This window comes from Bacillus altaicus, from assembly GCF_042136375.2.
Taxonomy (GTDB): domain Bacteria; phylum Bacillota; class Bacilli; order Bacillales; family Bacillaceae_G; genus Bacillus_A; species Bacillus_A cereus_U.
This window is the reverse complement of sequence record NZ_CM143394.1, coordinates 2,060,090-2,074,027: the sequence shown is the minus strand read 5'-3', so window position 1 is coordinate 2,074,027 and position 13,938 is coordinate 2,060,090. Positions and strand designations below refer to the sequence as shown.

Sequence of the window (13,938 nt, the reverse complement as noted above, 5' to 3'; positions counted from 1 at the left end):
ATATACTATTTTCTGATATATCTCCTTTTTGATAACCTTTAAAAATACAAAAAGCATCTGAATTAGATGCTTTTAAAATTCGTTAAACAATCCGTTTTCGAATCGAACTTGAAATAAAATCAATTATAATTACCATTAAAATGATGCCTAATAAAATAATTCCCACGCGGGACCAATTCCGTGAACTCAGTGCAAAAATTAATGGAGTACCAATACCACCTGCTCCAATAACACCTAAAATCGCAGCGGATCGTACATTAATTTCGAATCTGTATAACGTATACGATAGAAAATCCGGGAACACTTGTGGTAATACTGCATACCAAAGTATTTGAAACCGATTTGCACCTGTTGCGATTAACGCTTCCGTCGGTCCCTTGTCTATATTCTCAATTCCTTCCGAATATAGTTTCCCTAACATTCCGATAGAGTGTAATCCTAAAGCTAAAACTCCGGCGAAAGAGCCTGGACCGACAGCTTTTATAAATAAAAGGGCCATAACTAATTCAGGAAATGTACGAACAAAACTAAGTACAAATTTCCCAGTTACTGAAGTTAATTTTCCACTACTCATATTCGTTGCCGCCCAAAAAGCAAATGGAACAGATAAAAAGGCAGAAATAAATGTACCTAATATCGCAATTGCCAACGTATCAATTAAACCATGTAATAAATCTTCACCATCTGGTAAAGATACATAGGACCAATCTGGGTTCAGTACGCCTGTCATAATTGCTTTTGTAATTTCTCCCGCTGTATCCTTTATTCCCTCTAGCGGGACTCCTGAAAAGGCCCATACATATATAACTGTAAGTGCTATAAAAATAATCCAGCGATATACACTCGGTTTCTTCGGTTTCGGTACGATTATCGTCGTTTTACTCATTATAATTTCTCCCGCAACAATGTACTTACATAATCAATTAGCAATACAACAACAAGAGTATAAATAATAATAGAAGCAGTTTGTTGATATTGTAAAAATCCAAGTGTACGATCGTAATATAATCCAATACCACCCGCTCCTACTAAGCCTAGAACAGCTGCTGCACGCACATTCACCTCAAATGTATAAAGGACATAGGAGACAAAGTGCGCTTTTACTTGCGGAATTACCCCATAAACAATCCATTGCACCTTATTTGCTCCTACCGCTGTCATCGCTTCTAATGGACCTGGATCAATTGATTCAATTGACTCATACAACAATTTCGCCACGAGTCCAATTGAGAAAAAAGTAAGCGCTAAAATACCTGGAAGTGGTCCTATTCCAAAAATAGCTACGAAAATTGCCGCTAATAATAAATCTGGTATTGTCCGGATAAAATTTAAAATCAATCGAGCTGGACTGTACAAAAACGCGCTAGTAAACACATTACTTGCCGCAAATAGTGCAATTGGAATAGCTAAAATCGCTCCTAAAGTCGTCCCAATAATTGCCATGCGTATTGTATCTAACATTGCTGTTGTAATAACTTGAAAATAGCTCCAATCTGGCGGCACCATCTCTTTCAGCAAATCCATCATATTAGGAAAACCAACTACTAGTTTTGCAAATGATGCGTCGACCTGCACACTACTTCCCCACAAAAGTAAAATAACTAGAATAGCTGTTAACATATGTTTCAATTTACTCGGCGGCTTCGGTATCGATTTCGAATATATCGTCACGTCATTCATTTAGCTGCCACCTCTAATAATTCGCTTTTCTGAGCTACGTCCCCATAAATTTCAGCAAATTTTTCATCCGTTGCCTCTTCTACTGAACCATCAAAAACAATTTCACCTGCATGTAATCCAATAATGCGTGTAGCATATTGCCTAGCTAAATCAATAGAATGTAAGTTTACAATTGTCGTAATTCCAAAATCTTCATTGATTTTCTTCAAATCATCTAGCACTTGCTTTGTTGTCAACGGATCTAACGATGCAACAGGTTCATCTGCCAATATGATTTTCGCTTCTTGCGCCAACGCTCTAGCAATCGATACACGTTGCTGTTGTCCTCCTGATAATTCATCAGCCCTCGCATATGCTTTTTCTAAAATATTCACTCTTTTTAACGATTGAAATGCAAGCTCCAAATCCTCTTTTGGAAATAGACCTAACGTTGTACGCAGTGTCGAATGATACCCAACACGGCCAGCTAATACATTCTTCAATACCGTTGACCGCTTTACAAGGTTAAAGCTTTGAAAAATCATACCTATATCCCGGCGCATACGTCGTAACCCTTTTCCTTTTGCAGCAGTAATAGACTCACCTTCTATTATGATTTCACCTTCCGTAATCTCATGAAGGCGATTTACCGATCTGAGAAGTGTAGACTTTCCAGCCCCGGATAACCCTACCATTACAACAAACTCACCTTTTTGAATTTTTAAGTTTATATTATTCAATCCTTTTGTACCATTCGGATACACTTTGGAGACATTTCGAAACTCTATCACACATCTTACCTACCTTCTATGTATTCAAAACGGCAAACTAACTGAAACTACACCCCTTCCAGTTAGCTTCCATTTCCATATGTATTATTGCGTTTTTACTTTCTTTCCGTATTCACGAACGATATCAAATTTACTATCATCAGATTTAACGTATCCTTCATGTGAGTATACTTCTTTAATGATTTTGTGCCCTTCCTCATTCTTTCCTATTTCAATGAAAGCATCCTGTAATTTCTTGCTCCACTCTGCATCTAAATCAGAACGTACAGAAATCGTATCGTTTGGAATTTTCTCCGTAAATTTCACTATTTTCGTTTGATCGAATATATTAGGATAATCTTTTTTTACAATATTACGAGCATCTTGGAATACAACAGCTGCATCTACATCACCATTTAAAAGAGCAATAAGTGACTGATCATGACCTTTTAATGTAACAGGTTTCACATCTTTCAACGGATCAATTCCCTCTTTTAACAATACAGCCGCAGGCCATACATACCCCGCTGACGATGTTACATCTTGATAACCAATTTTTTTACCTTTTAAATCTTTTACACTGTTAATATTAGAATCTTTCTTAACAACAAACTCAGATTTATAAAAGTCTACTAAATCTTTTGTAGGAGCGCCTGTCTCATCATCTACACCAAAACGTTGTGCCTGTAAAATTACATTTGCAGCCTTTTTCTCATGCGCTAACACATACGCTGTTGGAGGTAAAAAGCCTACATCTACTTGCTTAGATGCCATCGCTTCTACAATTGTATTGTAATTCGTTGAAATACTAACTTTTACCGGCATATTTAATTTATCACTTAATAGCTTTTCCAACGGTTTTGCCTTCGCCTCTAACGTATCTGCATTTTGAGAAGGAACAAATTGAACATTTAAAGTCTTCGGTACATAACCTTTTTTCGTATCTTCATTTTTACTTGCACTTGATTCCTTCGTTCCACAGCCACTTAATAATCCCGCTGCTAGTACAACTGTTGTACTCATTACAAAAACTTTTTTCAACATATTAATGCCTCCATTTTTGTTTTTATAAAATAACCTTCCGTAAACATGAAGAAATATATCACACATTTTCACGAATAATCCCCTATTTACAGAATCTTTACACATTCTATACATTCACATTAAATTTCCCTTCATATATTTGATATGCTTAATTAGTAGATAACAATAGAAAAGGTGAATGATATTGAATCAAAATCAAATTGTAACTTTAAACATCTTATTAACAAGCGATATACATGGTACTGTTTATCCAATTCACTACCAAGATAACTCCCAAGCAGACATTGGTTTAGCTAAGATTTCCACTCTTATAAAAAAAGAACGTTCTCAAAACACAAACGTTCTTTTAATTGATAACGGGGACTTCATTCAAGGAACACCATTTACTTATCATTACGCTACATACGAAAAAGATATGGAAAACCCAATGTCCTTATTAGCCAACTACTTAGAGTATGACATTGCAATTATCGGAAATCATGAATTTAATTATGGAATGGATATATTAAATAATGCTGTGGCTACTGCAAATTCCCCTTATCTATCAGCAAACATTTTAGATAAAAACAGAAAAGAACCTTATTTCGGGAAACCATATATAATAAAACATATTGAATCAAATATAAAAATTGCTATTTTAGGGGTGACAACGCATTACATCCCCCATTGGGAACAAGCACATCATATTAAAGATTTACAATTTGAAGATGCATTTGAAACAACAAAAAAATGGGTTTCTTACATCCGTAAACATGAAAAACCAGATTTACTAGTCGTAGCCTATCACGGGGGATTTGAACGCGATTTACAAACCGGAGTACCGACTGAAGTTTTAACAGGTGAAAACCAAGGATATGCAATGTGCCATGAAATTGAAGGCATAGATATTTTACTAACAGGCCACCAACACCGAGAAATCGCTCACACCGTGATGAATGGTGTAACAATTTTACAGACCGGATGCAATGGACACTCAGTTGGAAAAGTAACAGTAACATTCGAAAAAGCAGAACAAAAATGGGTGAAAAAAGAGAGTTATTCAGAGTTATTGCCCGTACAAGGAATTGCGGCAGACCAAGATGTTCTTTCCTTGGTTGACGATTATGAAGAGAAAACACAAAATTGGCTTGATAAACCTATTGGACTAATCTATGGGGACATGCAAATTTCAGATGCTATGCAAACTCGTTTGCAAGACCACCCTTTTATTGAATTCATAAATAAAATACAGATGGATATAGCTAATGTTTCAATTTCTTGCACAAGTTTGTTCCATAATACATCTCCAGGTTTCCCGAAACATGTAACAATGCGTGACATCGTTTCTAATTATATTTATCCAAATACATTAAAAGTAATTAGAATAACCGGAGCGGATATAAAAGATGCTCTCGAACTCTCTGCTTCTTATTTCACATTAAAAGCAGATGGATCCATCATCGTAACCCCTACCTACATAGAACCAAAGCCGCAACACTATAATTACGATATGTGGGAAGGGATTTCGTACGTATTAAACATTTCAAAACCAATTGGTGAGAGAGTAGAGTCTTTGCAGTATAAAGGCACTCCTCTTAATATGAATGAAGAATATGACGTTGTTATGAATAATTATCGTGCAAGTGGCGGCGGGAATTTCTTTATGTTTCAAAATAAACTAGTAGTAAAAGACATACCAACAGATATGTCTGAACTTATCGCTAACTATATATTGAAGCATAAAAGGATAGAAGCAACGAAAAATGAAAACTGGAAAGTTATTAAATAACAATTTTAAAAAATAAAAAAAGATGGGCTGCGCCCATCTTTTAATTTAATTTTGCATTATCTTGCTTTTTTAAAGCTTTTAATTTCGCCGGTGTAACATCCGTTCCTTCTTCGTTAACGACTTTAATTCCTTTTAATTCGTTTAACATATTTTGACGAAATCCTTTTAAATATTGTTCACGTAGCGATTGGCGCTCACGTTGTTCTTCTTCAGTTAAGCCTTCAGCTTTTGCTTTTTTCGCTAAGAAGTTAATGCGTTCAATGAGTTCTTGACTTGGCATCTCGAATCCCCCTTCTACTCAAAACTGATTATTATCATACAATAGTTAGTCCTCTTTATCAAGCAATTGCTTTGTATACTCTACATACCTTCGATGTACAGTTGCTTTTGAAACATCATGACCAAAACCACGAAGTGTTGCTGCAATTTCTTCAAAAGTTAATTCATTCCGGCGCAAACGTACAATTTCCTCAATTGGCACTTCTTTTTTCTCACGTCCTACGCTTAAATGACGATTTTTCAAATTATTCTCTGGACGAAATCCTTTCTCCACTGCTCTTTGCATGCCACGTTTAATTTTTAAATTGTGGATCTTTCTTTGATACTCTTCAACGATCCCAATTATATTTAGCACCATCGAATCAGAATCTGAAAGCTGTAATTCACCACTATGCGTGTGCGTATAAACTTTTATCCCCTCTTTATGTAAACAATGCATTAACGCAATCTTTGCATTTCCTCTACCAAGACGCGTTTCATCTTGTATAAGTAGTACATCAACTTGTTCATCTCGAATTGTATCTAGCACTTCTAATATGCCATTACGTTCAATTGTATAACCGCTAGCCTGCTCTTCAATTACCTTTGTAACATCCATTTGATAGCGCTCAGCTAAATGCAATAATTCATCTTTTTGACGCAATAATGATGTTTCCTGTTCTTCTTTTGTTGTGCTCACACGTGCATAAATAATTGCATTCATTTTGAACCCTTCTTTCTCACTATATTTTCCTTATAGTGTATCATAAATTCGCCTTTCGTTCGAACTTATGTTTGTAGAATGTTTTTTCGCATGTTATACTTAATAATAAGAAAAATGAAAGAAAACGAGGTGTTAGAAAACATGGAAAAGTTAACGAAACGCCAGCAAGACATTCTCGACTTTATTAAGCTAAAAGTACAAGAAAAAGGATATCCACCTTCCGTACGTGAAATCGGTCAAGCAGTCGGCCTCGCTTCTAGTTCTACAGTGCACGGACATTTATCACGACTAGAAGAAAAAGGATATATCCGACGCGATCCAACAAAACCACGCGCAATTGAAATTTTAGGTGACAACCGAACGGAAACACAATCTGTTATTCAAGTTCCAATCGTCGGAAAAGTTACTGCCGGTTTACCGATTACAGCAGTCGAAAGTGTAGAAGATCACTTCCCACTTCCAGCTAGTATCGTTGCTGGAGCAGATCAAGTGTTTATGTTACGTATTTCTGGAGATAGCATGATTGAAGCTGGTATCTTTGATGGTGATTTAGTTGTTGTTCGCCAACAACAGTCTGCAAACAACGGTGAAATTGTAGTTGCTTTAACAGAAGATAACGAAGCAACTGTTAAACGTTTCTATAAAGAAAAAGATCATTTCCGTCTACAACCGGAAAACTCTTCACTAGAACCTATTATTTTAAAACAAGTGTCAGTTATTGGAAAAGTAATTGGCGTATATCGTGATTTACATTAAAAATAATAAAAAGAAGATAATTCCCTTATTTATATAGGGCATTATCTTCTTTTTATATTTTGATAGATTTCCGTTCATTCAAAAGAATTCATTTCATTAATTATTAACGCGTTTCAATAGTAACATCTCCAGCAGCGGTTTTACCGCTAATCTTTTTACTACCATTACCAATCGTTATATTTTTATTGTCCTCTTTAAAAATTGTCACGTCTCCAGCAGCGGTTTGCCCAGTGATAACTGCATCTTGTGGTTTTTCCAATAAAGTAATATCTACATCTCCAGCAGTTGAACTTGCCTCTAAATCATATTTAGAATCATGATCAATAATATCTATATCCCCACTAGCCGTTTTTGCTGTTACTTTCCCTATTACTTTTTTAAAATTCACCTTACCAGCTTTTGTAGACCCCTCTACACTCTTTGCTGTTACATGTTTCAAATCCACTTCTCCGGCGAGTGTTTCAACACTTACGCGGTCACTTTTCACATTACTTATTTCTATTTGTCCAGCGGATGAATTTACTTTTATCTCTTGATAAGAACGTTCAGGTACTAATATAGTCAATCTAGGCGTTTGAAATCCAAAATTGTAAAATGAAAAATCAAATGAAACACCTTTTTCTATTTCCCCTATGACTTTTAACGTATCACCATCTTCAGCAATACGAATCTCCTGTTTACTTACGTCTCCTGTTTGCTTTACATAAAAAGAGGAATCAGGAGATTTTTGGACAACAATATCTCCTGCATCTAACTTAACTTCTACATTTTTTAGCGTTTCGTTTTTAATTACGTCCTCTTTATCTCCTTTTTCTGCAGTTTGTACTGCTTTTTCATATGTTTGTGAAATCCCTATTACTCCAATAATGATACAAGCGATAGCTACTAATAATATCTTTTTCATCATCTACTCCCCTTTTATCATTTTGAAGTTCCAGACTACATAGCGTACACATAATCTTTTAAACCACCTCGTACTATAATAAGCTACAATACATAACAACAAACCTACTCCAACAAACGTTATACTAACGAAAAGATCCAACCATATAAAAGTGCCCATAAATACTTTTACAATAACGAAAAATGGTGTCACTACACTAGCAATCCCACCGACCCAAAAAGAAAATATAAAACCGATAATTGCAACTAACGGGCCTAACACAATAATAAAATTAAACAAGCTAAGTCCAACCGCCGCCATGACAGCTCTTGTTATATTCGAAGTCGATGGATCCTTTTTCATCTCATCAAAGCGATACAAAGCAAGCAAGTCTTTCGCAATTACCTTTGGAGAGCCAAGTCCCTTTATTATTTCTGATTCAGTTTTCCCCTCTTCCATCCCAAACTGAAAGTGCTCTTCATAATCAAATAAAATATCTTGTCGCTCTTCTTCTGGTAACTTTCTAAGATGACTTGATAATTCTTTAAGAAACTGTTCTTTACTCATCCCATTCCACCCCTTCAATAATTTCTTGAACACCTTTAGCAAAATCACGCCACTCTGTTACTAATAACGTAAGTTGCATCTCTCCTTGCTCTGTTAGTTGATAATATTTACGGGGCGGTCCTTCCGTGGATTCTTTTAAATACGTTTGAAAATATCCCTCTTTCGTTAAACGACGTAATAACGGATATACAGAACCTTCCGATATTAAAAATTTATTAGAGATTTGCTGAACAAGTTCATAACCATAACAATCCTTACGTTTTACAAGTGCCAATACACACAGTTCTAACACACCTTTTTTAAACTGAACGTTCAAGGACAATCCCCCTTTCTCATTTTAGTACTGTTCAATACACGGTACCTGCTTTACCCATAATATACCACTCAGTACTATTTATTGCAAGGTACTAAATTATATTTATTCCCTAAATTTACAAAATACAAATATAAAAGCCCGAATAAGATCTGTTATAACTGACCATTATCCGGGCTATCATTCAACTCTAATTACAATAATACAAAATTTCATTCAATCTTTCTCCTCTATGAACCCACTTCCATTTGTGACCCTAATAAATTTCGAAACACACCTTTTCTCTCTTTAGCCAATTGATTAAATTCACCCTTTTGAACAATTTCACCTTTTCCTAAAACAATAACTTGATCTGCATTACGGATCGTAGATAACCGATGCGCAATAACAACAATAGTCATCGTTCCTTTCAATCTTTCTATTGCTGATTGGATCTTTACTTCATTTTCAGTATCTAATGCACTCGTAGCTTCATCTAATACTAAAATGGATGGTTGTCTTAAAATAGCTCGAGCTAGTACAAGTCGTTGACGTTCACCACCTGAAAGTCTCACTCCACGATCTCCAATGAGAGTATCAAGCCCTTTTGGAAGCATTCGTACAAATTCAGCTGCCGCCGCAAAATCTAATGCAGTCCAAATTTGTTCTTCACTCGCATTCGGCTCAATCATCAATAAATTTTCTCTTATGCTTGCATTAAATAAAAAAGGATCTTGTGGCACATAACTAATAGCCCGTCTCAATGACAATAAATTTTCACTTGTAAGAGGAGTTCCATCTATTAATACTTGACCTTTCTCTGGTTGAATCAATCCCATTAAAACATCGATTAATGTACTCTTCCCAGCTCCCGAATGTCCCACAATAGCCGTCATACTATTGATTGGTATTTTCACATTAATATTTTGAAGTGCATACAAATGCTCCTTCTTATTATACCGAAAATAAATATCCTTACATTCAATACCCTGTTCTATACAAATCGGCTTTATATGTTTTTGCTGATGTATATCCTGCATTTCAATCGCTTCAATACATTCCCCTTGTAATTCCCATAATGACTTAAAAGCAGGAATGCTTGCAGCAAGCTGTTCTAAATTTGACTGAATTGTCATAAATCGTGGCCATATCCTCGAAAAGATGAGTATGATTAATAGTAATTGGGCCGGTTGAGCTTTAAATATACTTACTGATAATAATATAAAAAATGCAATTAAAATAGCCATTGAAACTTTATAAAACAATTGAGAGTTCGATCTTATTCTCATATACTCCATTTGTTCGTTACTCATCTTTCCTGTTATAGATTGTAACCAATCTAAACGTGATGCTTCCAAAGTATTACTCTTTATATCTTTAATTCCATTAAAATGATCTGTTATACCAGAAAGATAGCCTTGTGCCAATTTTGAGGTCTTACCGCCTAGTATTCGTGCTTTTTTTATAAAAACACGAGAAGCTACCAAGAATAATAAGCCAAAGACCAAAACAAATATAGTTATTTGGGGTGATAATAAAAACGCAATCCCCACCTGTATGAATGTAAACAGAATAGCAGCTAACAATTGTAAAATTAAATTAACCCCATAACTTACGCGAGCTAATTCTGTAGTTAATATATTTATTAGATTTGTTTTCCTTTTCTCTAAAAAAAAACTCCACTTCGCTTTTAAAATCATACTATATGTTTCTATTCTTAATTCTCGTACAAAAGCTTGTTGCGTTCTCGCATCCCTTAGCGTTATGTTTCTTTGTAGTAGATTTTGACCTAACACTATTAGTATATATATACCTAAAATAGAAATTAAACTTGTTGTTTTAGGGAAATTCTGTAAAAACCTATAGACAGGTGCAATAAAAGCAGTCTCCTCACCTACATTGATTATTCCAGTCATACTTATCATAGGAATTAATAAAATAATACCTATCCCTTCAAGTAAACTTATTAAAACCATACCAAACAAATTCACATACAGAATTTTCCCTGCAGAAGAATATAATTTCTTCATAAAATATATAATATGATTCATCGATGTTCCCCCTATAACAAAGCAAGCTCCTTTGTTTTCCTCCAAAGACATAGAAACGGACGTAAAGGAAAATATAAAAAATGAAGAGATTTAGGTAACGGTAATGTTTTTGCATCAATTGGATAAGGATAAAGTTGGCTCAAAATAAATATAATTTTTTGCTGATTAGACATCAGTGAAAATAAATGTCTACTATGATAAGCAAGTACTTCTTCAGGAACAGGTTCAGAATGCAAGTTGATCATTTTCTTGAAATAAAACAGTGCTTCTTGTGCTAGCTGCTTCGAATGTTTTTTAGCTACTAATCCCGTCATTCTTTCATTTAGTCGTGTACCTAGCAATTGTGATGCCAAAATTAATGCTTGTCCTCCCAAATGAAGTATTTGGTATTTTCTCATTAATTTATGAATCTCATTCCAGTTAAGATCTTGATCGACAATTTTTTTTATGTCTACTAACCAACGTAACCTGGACCAACCATGTCTGGCACCATGAGATACAAGAAATAAAAATAAGTCTTCCTTTCCTAACATATATACCGAATTACTCGTAAGTGTACTTTTTCTCTTTCGCTTCCAAAGTTCTTCAAACCCAGGTTCCTTACCCGGTCCGGGATTTAACCTCCAATGAATTTCAAGTTTGATTCGCCTTGTTGGATGGAAAAATGTTATATGGTGATGCCTCCATTTCCAATCACTTAATATCGTTTGAATATAATCATCTTTCACATATCCTTGCTCTAAAAGTAGTTTTTCTACTTTTTCTAAATTTTGAATAGGAATGAGAACGTCCAAATCGCAGGATGTTCGCAAAGAAATATCTCCATATAAATCCTGAGATAGTACAGGCCCTTTTAGAAACATCGTACGAATCTCATTTTCATTAAAAAGTTTATTTATTCGTTCCATTTCAGCACTTAAATAAAGCATTTGAAATGTATTATTTTTATATTTTCTATTTAAAGTTTGTACAACATGTGAAGGAATTCGTTCCTCATCTACCTGTTTAAGTTTTTTATAAATCACCGGATAAACACGATGATGCATAGCTTGCTCAAGAAAAACCTCCCAATCAATATCTGCAAACCATTCACTACTGTAAGTTTGCAATGTTTCGTCATCTTGTAACTTCAAAATTGCAAAAAGAAATTTCAATTCCTTAGACATGAACTCTACATCAAGACCAAAATCATTCCTCATTTTACTCTCCTTTAATAGTGTCCTCACTTAACCTCTTTGCAAATGATCCAACGACAGTAAACTTCTCCATCCCCTCTGATCCAGTAACATAAAAAGAACCGCTACGTAACCATGCGTGTGCAATTAATTCTCCATTATTATCCTTAGCGGTTCCTAAATAAAGAGTACTATCAATATGACGTTTTTCGAGCATTTTCATCCCAGCTATAGCTTTAACAAGGCACTGACTTTCCCAAAAAGTATAAAGACTCATAATAGAAATTGCTTCGGACACCTTTTTTAGCGTATCTCCGTGCGGTTGAATATGAGTACTTGACGTTTCACTCATGTAATCTCCTAAAGAAGGTGCAACTTTGGAAAATGTAATATTTTTTAGTACACGTGCCCATCCTAAAAAAATAAAAGCCTCTAAAAATAAGAGCTTTGTTTTCATGTTCAGTGATAAAAACATCCTTAACCTTTTCACAATATTTATTAATCCCTTCCTAACAGTTCTTTTGAAATTACGAATCTATCTATTAGGCTGATCTTTTATTTGAATTAACCCTTCTTGAAACAAACACTCTAAAAAGGAAAGAACTTGCTCTTCACAATCTTTTCGTTCAATATCATAGTTAGATACTAGCATAGTAACAAGCTGATTAATTATTATTGGCTTTTCAATAAGCTCCCATATTTCTCCGCCTATTTCACCTAAGTTATAGTAATTTCCTTTCTGGACATTTAACATAACTTTTTCTCCATCCATATCGCTTACTATATTACCCTTACTTTGGACAACGTTATGTTCTAATGATATTTTTCTCGAGTGGACAACCATCAACCATACTCCCTTTCTGTATAGCACTTAAAATAACTTCCACAAGCTCATGAGCTGTAAATCTTGAGGCCGGGCGGCTTACTTGAAACATTTCCATTCCACTTGCAATATTAGTTGAAGTTTCAAAATGCCATTCCATCAATCCTAATTTAGAAATCAAAGAACTCCTAAAAGTATGACGGTATAATTTATACAAGCGTGCGAGCCCTTCTATACGGGTCATCTCAATATCTTCTCCCTGTGTTTTTACTAATTCAATAACACCAGCAAGAGGTAATGGATCAGGAAAGAATTGAGAATTCACAGGAACAGCATACTTCGTTTCTCTTTCAAACAAAGAGCTATATTGCGTTATTCCCATTCCAAACTCATCTAAACTTTCTTTCCATAATTTTTGTTGTGGATAAGATGGATGGACTATTGGGGTATTCTTACATAAAAGAGACACAGCGACTATATCATCACTTAAAAACTGGTATCCTTTACTTAAAAAAGCCGAGGCTAAAGTTGATTTTCCGGCTCCTGAATCACCAATTAGAGCATATGCTTTCCCTTCTATAGCAATTACGCTTCCATGCAACGGAAGTACTTTGCGTTGCATTAAAAGTGCACCCATACAAGTCCCCAGAATATATAGTCGGATTTTATTTTCTTCCGCCCCTGGCATAGGTGAAAAAATAATTCTCTCGCCCGCTTGGACAGAAAATATTGCAGTCTGAGGAACATGAAACATCACTACATCATCTTCCACTACAATTATTTTTTTCTGTTCTTCGCTATATTTATCCCATTGTTCAGATAAATCCGTTATTTCAATTTGAACATCCGCCATTTCTTTCTTTTCATTCAGCTCAGACAATTCGGGTAATGGGATTTCACTTACTATTTTTAACCCGAAGGCTTTGTATAACACATTCTCCATAGAATTGATCATCCTATTCACCCCACATTGTCAATTTTTTGAAAGCTCTTATATAACAAAGTTATATAAGAGCTTATTTTCCAGTGACTTAACTATACTTCACTGGATCATCTGGATCAGGTTGAATCGAGTCAGGATATTTATGTCCAGGCCCCGCCATAGTCATATTAATATTAAGTACTTCTAATACAGGTTGTTTCCATTCCTTTTTCATACGTATCACCT

Annotated in this window: 17 protein-coding genes; 2 read left to right on the top strand and 15 right to left on the bottom strand. The window is 34.9% G+C overall.

Features of this window, described 5'->3' with window-relative positions; genetic code table 11:
* Positions 1 to 82: 82 nt before the first annotated feature.
* The 4 genes from phnE (ACE38F_RS10910) to ACE38F_RS10895 all read right to left on the bottom strand — a co-directional run bounded on the left by phnE (ACE38F_RS10910) (position 83) and on the right by ACE38F_RS10895 (position 3,473).
* Positions 83 to 886 carry a phosphonate ABC transporter, permease protein PhnE gene (gene phnE / locus ACE38F_RS10910; protein ID WP_215553854.1) on the bottom strand — a complete coding sequence of 268 codons (804 nt, stop codon included), beginning with the start codon at positions 884 to 886 and terminating at the stop codon, positions 83 to 85.
* Entirely contained in the window at positions 886 to 1,680 is a 795-nt protein-coding gene (gene phnE / locus ACE38F_RS10905; protein WP_002160868.1) for a phosphonate ABC transporter, permease protein PhnE, read from the bottom strand. Before phnE (ACE38F_RS10905) ends, phnE (ACE38F_RS10910) begins: the two co-directional genes overlap by 1 nt.
* Complete coding sequence (phnC, locus tag ACE38F_RS10900; RefSeq protein WP_016100236.1) at positions 1,677 to 2,450, bottom strand: phosphonate ABC transporter ATP-binding protein; 774 nt, start codon at positions 2,448 to 2,450, stop codon at positions 1,677 to 1,679. The genes phnE (ACE38F_RS10905) and phnC overlap by 4 nt, the downstream gene beginning before the upstream one ends.
* A gap of 84 nt (positions 2,451 to 2,534) precedes the next feature.
* Entirely contained in the window at positions 2,535 to 3,473 is a 939-nt protein-coding gene (locus ACE38F_RS10895; protein ID WP_002146246.1) for a phosphate/phosphite/phosphonate ABC transporter substrate-binding protein, read from the bottom strand.
* 184 nt (positions 3,474 to 3,657) lie between these two features.
* Between ACE38F_RS10895 and ACE38F_RS10890 the strand changes: the two genes are divergently transcribed.
* Positions 3,658 to 5,241 (top strand): bifunctional metallophosphatase/5'-nucleotidase, encoded by a 1,584-nt coding sequence (locus ACE38F_RS10890; protein WP_375370909.1) that lies wholly within the window; start codon positions 3,658 to 3,660, stop codon positions 5,239 to 5,241.
* A 40-nt stretch (positions 5,242 to 5,281) separates the two neighbouring features.
* On the opposite strand, the gene ACE38F_RS10885 is transcribed toward ACE38F_RS10890, so the two are convergent.
* On the bottom strand, positions 5,282 to 5,521 hold the full coding sequence (locus ACE38F_RS10885; protein ID WP_002014431.1) for a DUF896 domain-containing protein: 240 nt from the start codon (positions 5,519 to 5,521) through the stop codon (positions 5,282 to 5,284).
* A gap of 45 nt (positions 5,522 to 5,566) precedes the next feature.
* Positions 5,567 to 6,223, bottom strand: a complete 657-nt coding sequence (locus tag ACE38F_RS10880) for a YneB family resolvase-like protein (protein WP_375370910.1) — start codon at positions 6,221 to 6,223, stop codon at positions 5,567 to 5,569.
* A gap of 141 nt (positions 6,224 to 6,364) precedes the next feature.
* Here ACE38F_RS10880 and lexA point away from each other — a divergent pair, with 141 nt between their 5' ends.
* Positions 6,365 to 6,979, top strand: a complete 615-nt coding sequence (gene lexA / locus ACE38F_RS10875; protein ID WP_375370911.1) for a transcriptional repressor LexA — start codon at positions 6,365 to 6,367, stop codon at positions 6,977 to 6,979.
* A gap of 103 nt (positions 6,980 to 7,082) precedes the next feature.
* On the opposite strand, the gene ACE38F_RS10870 is transcribed toward lexA, so the two are convergent.
* From ACE38F_RS10870 to ACE38F_RS10830, 9 genes are all read right to left on the bottom strand, one after another.
* Entirely contained in the window at positions 7,083 to 7,886 is an 804-nt protein-coding gene (locus ACE38F_RS10870; RefSeq protein ID WP_375370912.1) for a DUF4097 family beta strand repeat-containing protein, read from the bottom strand.
* Entirely contained in the window at positions 7,887 to 8,429 is a 543-nt protein-coding gene (locus tag ACE38F_RS10865) for a DUF1700 domain-containing protein (protein ID WP_341306087.1), read from the bottom strand. It abuts the gene before it with no gap.
* The gene (locus ACE38F_RS10860) at positions 8,422 to 8,745 is read right to left on the bottom strand and encodes a PadR family transcriptional regulator (protein ID WP_002066545.1); all 324 of its coding nucleotides are present in this window, start codon (positions 8,743 to 8,745) and stop codon (positions 8,422 to 8,424) included. The genes ACE38F_RS10865 and ACE38F_RS10860 overlap by 8 nt, the downstream gene beginning before the upstream one ends.
* A gap of 227 nt (positions 8,746 to 8,972) precedes the next feature.
* The gene (locus ACE38F_RS10855; RefSeq protein ID WP_375370913.1) at positions 8,973 to 10,772 is read right to left on the bottom strand and encodes an ABC transporter ATP-binding protein; all 1,800 of its coding nucleotides are present in this window, start codon (positions 10,770 to 10,772) and stop codon (positions 8,973 to 8,975) included.
* A gap of 11 nt (positions 10,773 to 10,783) precedes the next feature.
* Complete coding sequence (locus tag ACE38F_RS10850; RefSeq protein ID WP_375370914.1) at positions 10,784 to 11,971, bottom strand: nucleotidyltransferase domain-containing protein; 1,188 nt, start codon at positions 11,969 to 11,971, stop codon at positions 10,784 to 10,786.
* Position 11,972: 1 nt separating this feature from the next.
* Positions 11,973 to 12,446 carry a lasso peptide biosynthesis B2 protein gene (locus tag ACE38F_RS10845; RefSeq protein ID WP_375370928.1) on the bottom strand — a complete coding sequence of 158 codons (474 nt, stop codon included), beginning with the start codon at positions 12,444 to 12,446 and terminating at the stop codon, positions 11,973 to 11,975.
* Positions 12,447 to 12,482: 36 nt separating this feature from the next.
* The gene (locus ACE38F_RS10840) at positions 12,483 to 12,791 is read right to left on the bottom strand and encodes a lasso peptide biosynthesis PqqD family chaperone (protein WP_002128586.1); all 309 of its coding nucleotides are present in this window, start codon (positions 12,789 to 12,791) and stop codon (positions 12,483 to 12,485) included.
* Positions 12,754 to 13,725 (bottom strand): aldolase, encoded by a 972-nt coding sequence (locus ACE38F_RS10835; RefSeq protein WP_375370915.1) that lies wholly within the window; start codon positions 13,723 to 13,725, stop codon positions 12,754 to 12,756. The genes ACE38F_RS10840 and ACE38F_RS10835 overlap by 38 nt, the downstream gene beginning before the upstream one ends.
* A 76-nt stretch (positions 13,726 to 13,801) precedes the next feature.
* Positions 13,802 to 13,927, bottom strand: coding sequence for a paeninodin family lasso peptide (locus tag ACE38F_RS10830; protein ID WP_002087908.1), 126 nt, complete (start codon positions 13,925 to 13,927; stop codon positions 13,802 to 13,804).
* Positions 13,928 to 13,938 lie beyond the last annotated feature (11 nt).

Bases quoted from the DNA above. Each gene is read 5' to 3' on its own strand.
- phnE (WP_215553854.1), bottom strand. From the start codon at position 886: ATGAGTAAAACGACGATAATCGTACCGAAACCGAAGAAACCGAGTGTA.
- phnE (WP_002160868.1), bottom strand. From the start codon at position 1,680: ATGAATGACGTGACGATATATTCGAAATCGATACCGAAGCCGCCGAGT.
- ACE38F_RS10895 (WP_002146246.1), bottom strand. From the start codon at position 3,473: ATGTTGAAAAAAGTTTTTGTAATGAGTACAACAGTTGTACTAGCAGCG.
- ACE38F_RS10885 (WP_002014431.1), bottom strand. From the start codon at position 5,521: ATGCCAAGTCAAGAACTCATTGAACGCATTAACTTCTTAGCGAAAAAA.
- ACE38F_RS10880 (WP_375370910.1), bottom strand. From the start codon at position 6,223: ATGAATGCAATTATTTATGCACGTGTGAGCACAACAAAAGAAGAACAG.
- lexA (WP_375370911.1), top strand. From the start codon at position 6,365: ATGGAAAAGTTAACGAAACGCCAGCAAGACATTCTCGACTTTATTAAG.
- ACE38F_RS10870 (WP_375370912.1), bottom strand. From the start codon at position 7,886: ATGATGAAAAAGATATTATTAGTAGCTATCGCTTGTATCATTATTGGA.
- ACE38F_RS10865 (WP_341306087.1), bottom strand. From the start codon at position 8,429: ATGAGTAAAGAACAGTTTCTTAAAGAATTATCAAGTCATCTTAGAAAG.
- ACE38F_RS10855 (WP_375370913.1), bottom strand. From the start codon at position 10,772: ATGAATCATATTATATATTTTATGAAGAAATTATATTCTTCTGCAGGG.
- ACE38F_RS10850 (WP_375370914.1), bottom strand. From the start codon at position 11,971: ATGAGGAATGATTTTGGTCTTGATGTAGAGTTCATGTCTAAGGAATTG.
- ACE38F_RS10840 (WP_002128586.1), bottom strand. From the start codon at position 12,791: ATGGTTGTCCACTCGAGAAAAATATCATTAGAACATAACGTTGTCCAA.
- ACE38F_RS10835 (WP_375370915.1), bottom strand. From the start codon at position 13,725: ATGATCAATTCTATGGAGAATGTGTTATACAAAGCCTTCGGGTTAAAA.
- ACE38F_RS10830 (WP_002087908.1), bottom strand. From the start codon at position 13,927: ATGAAAAAGGAATGGAAACAACCTGTATTAGAAGTACTTAATATTAAT.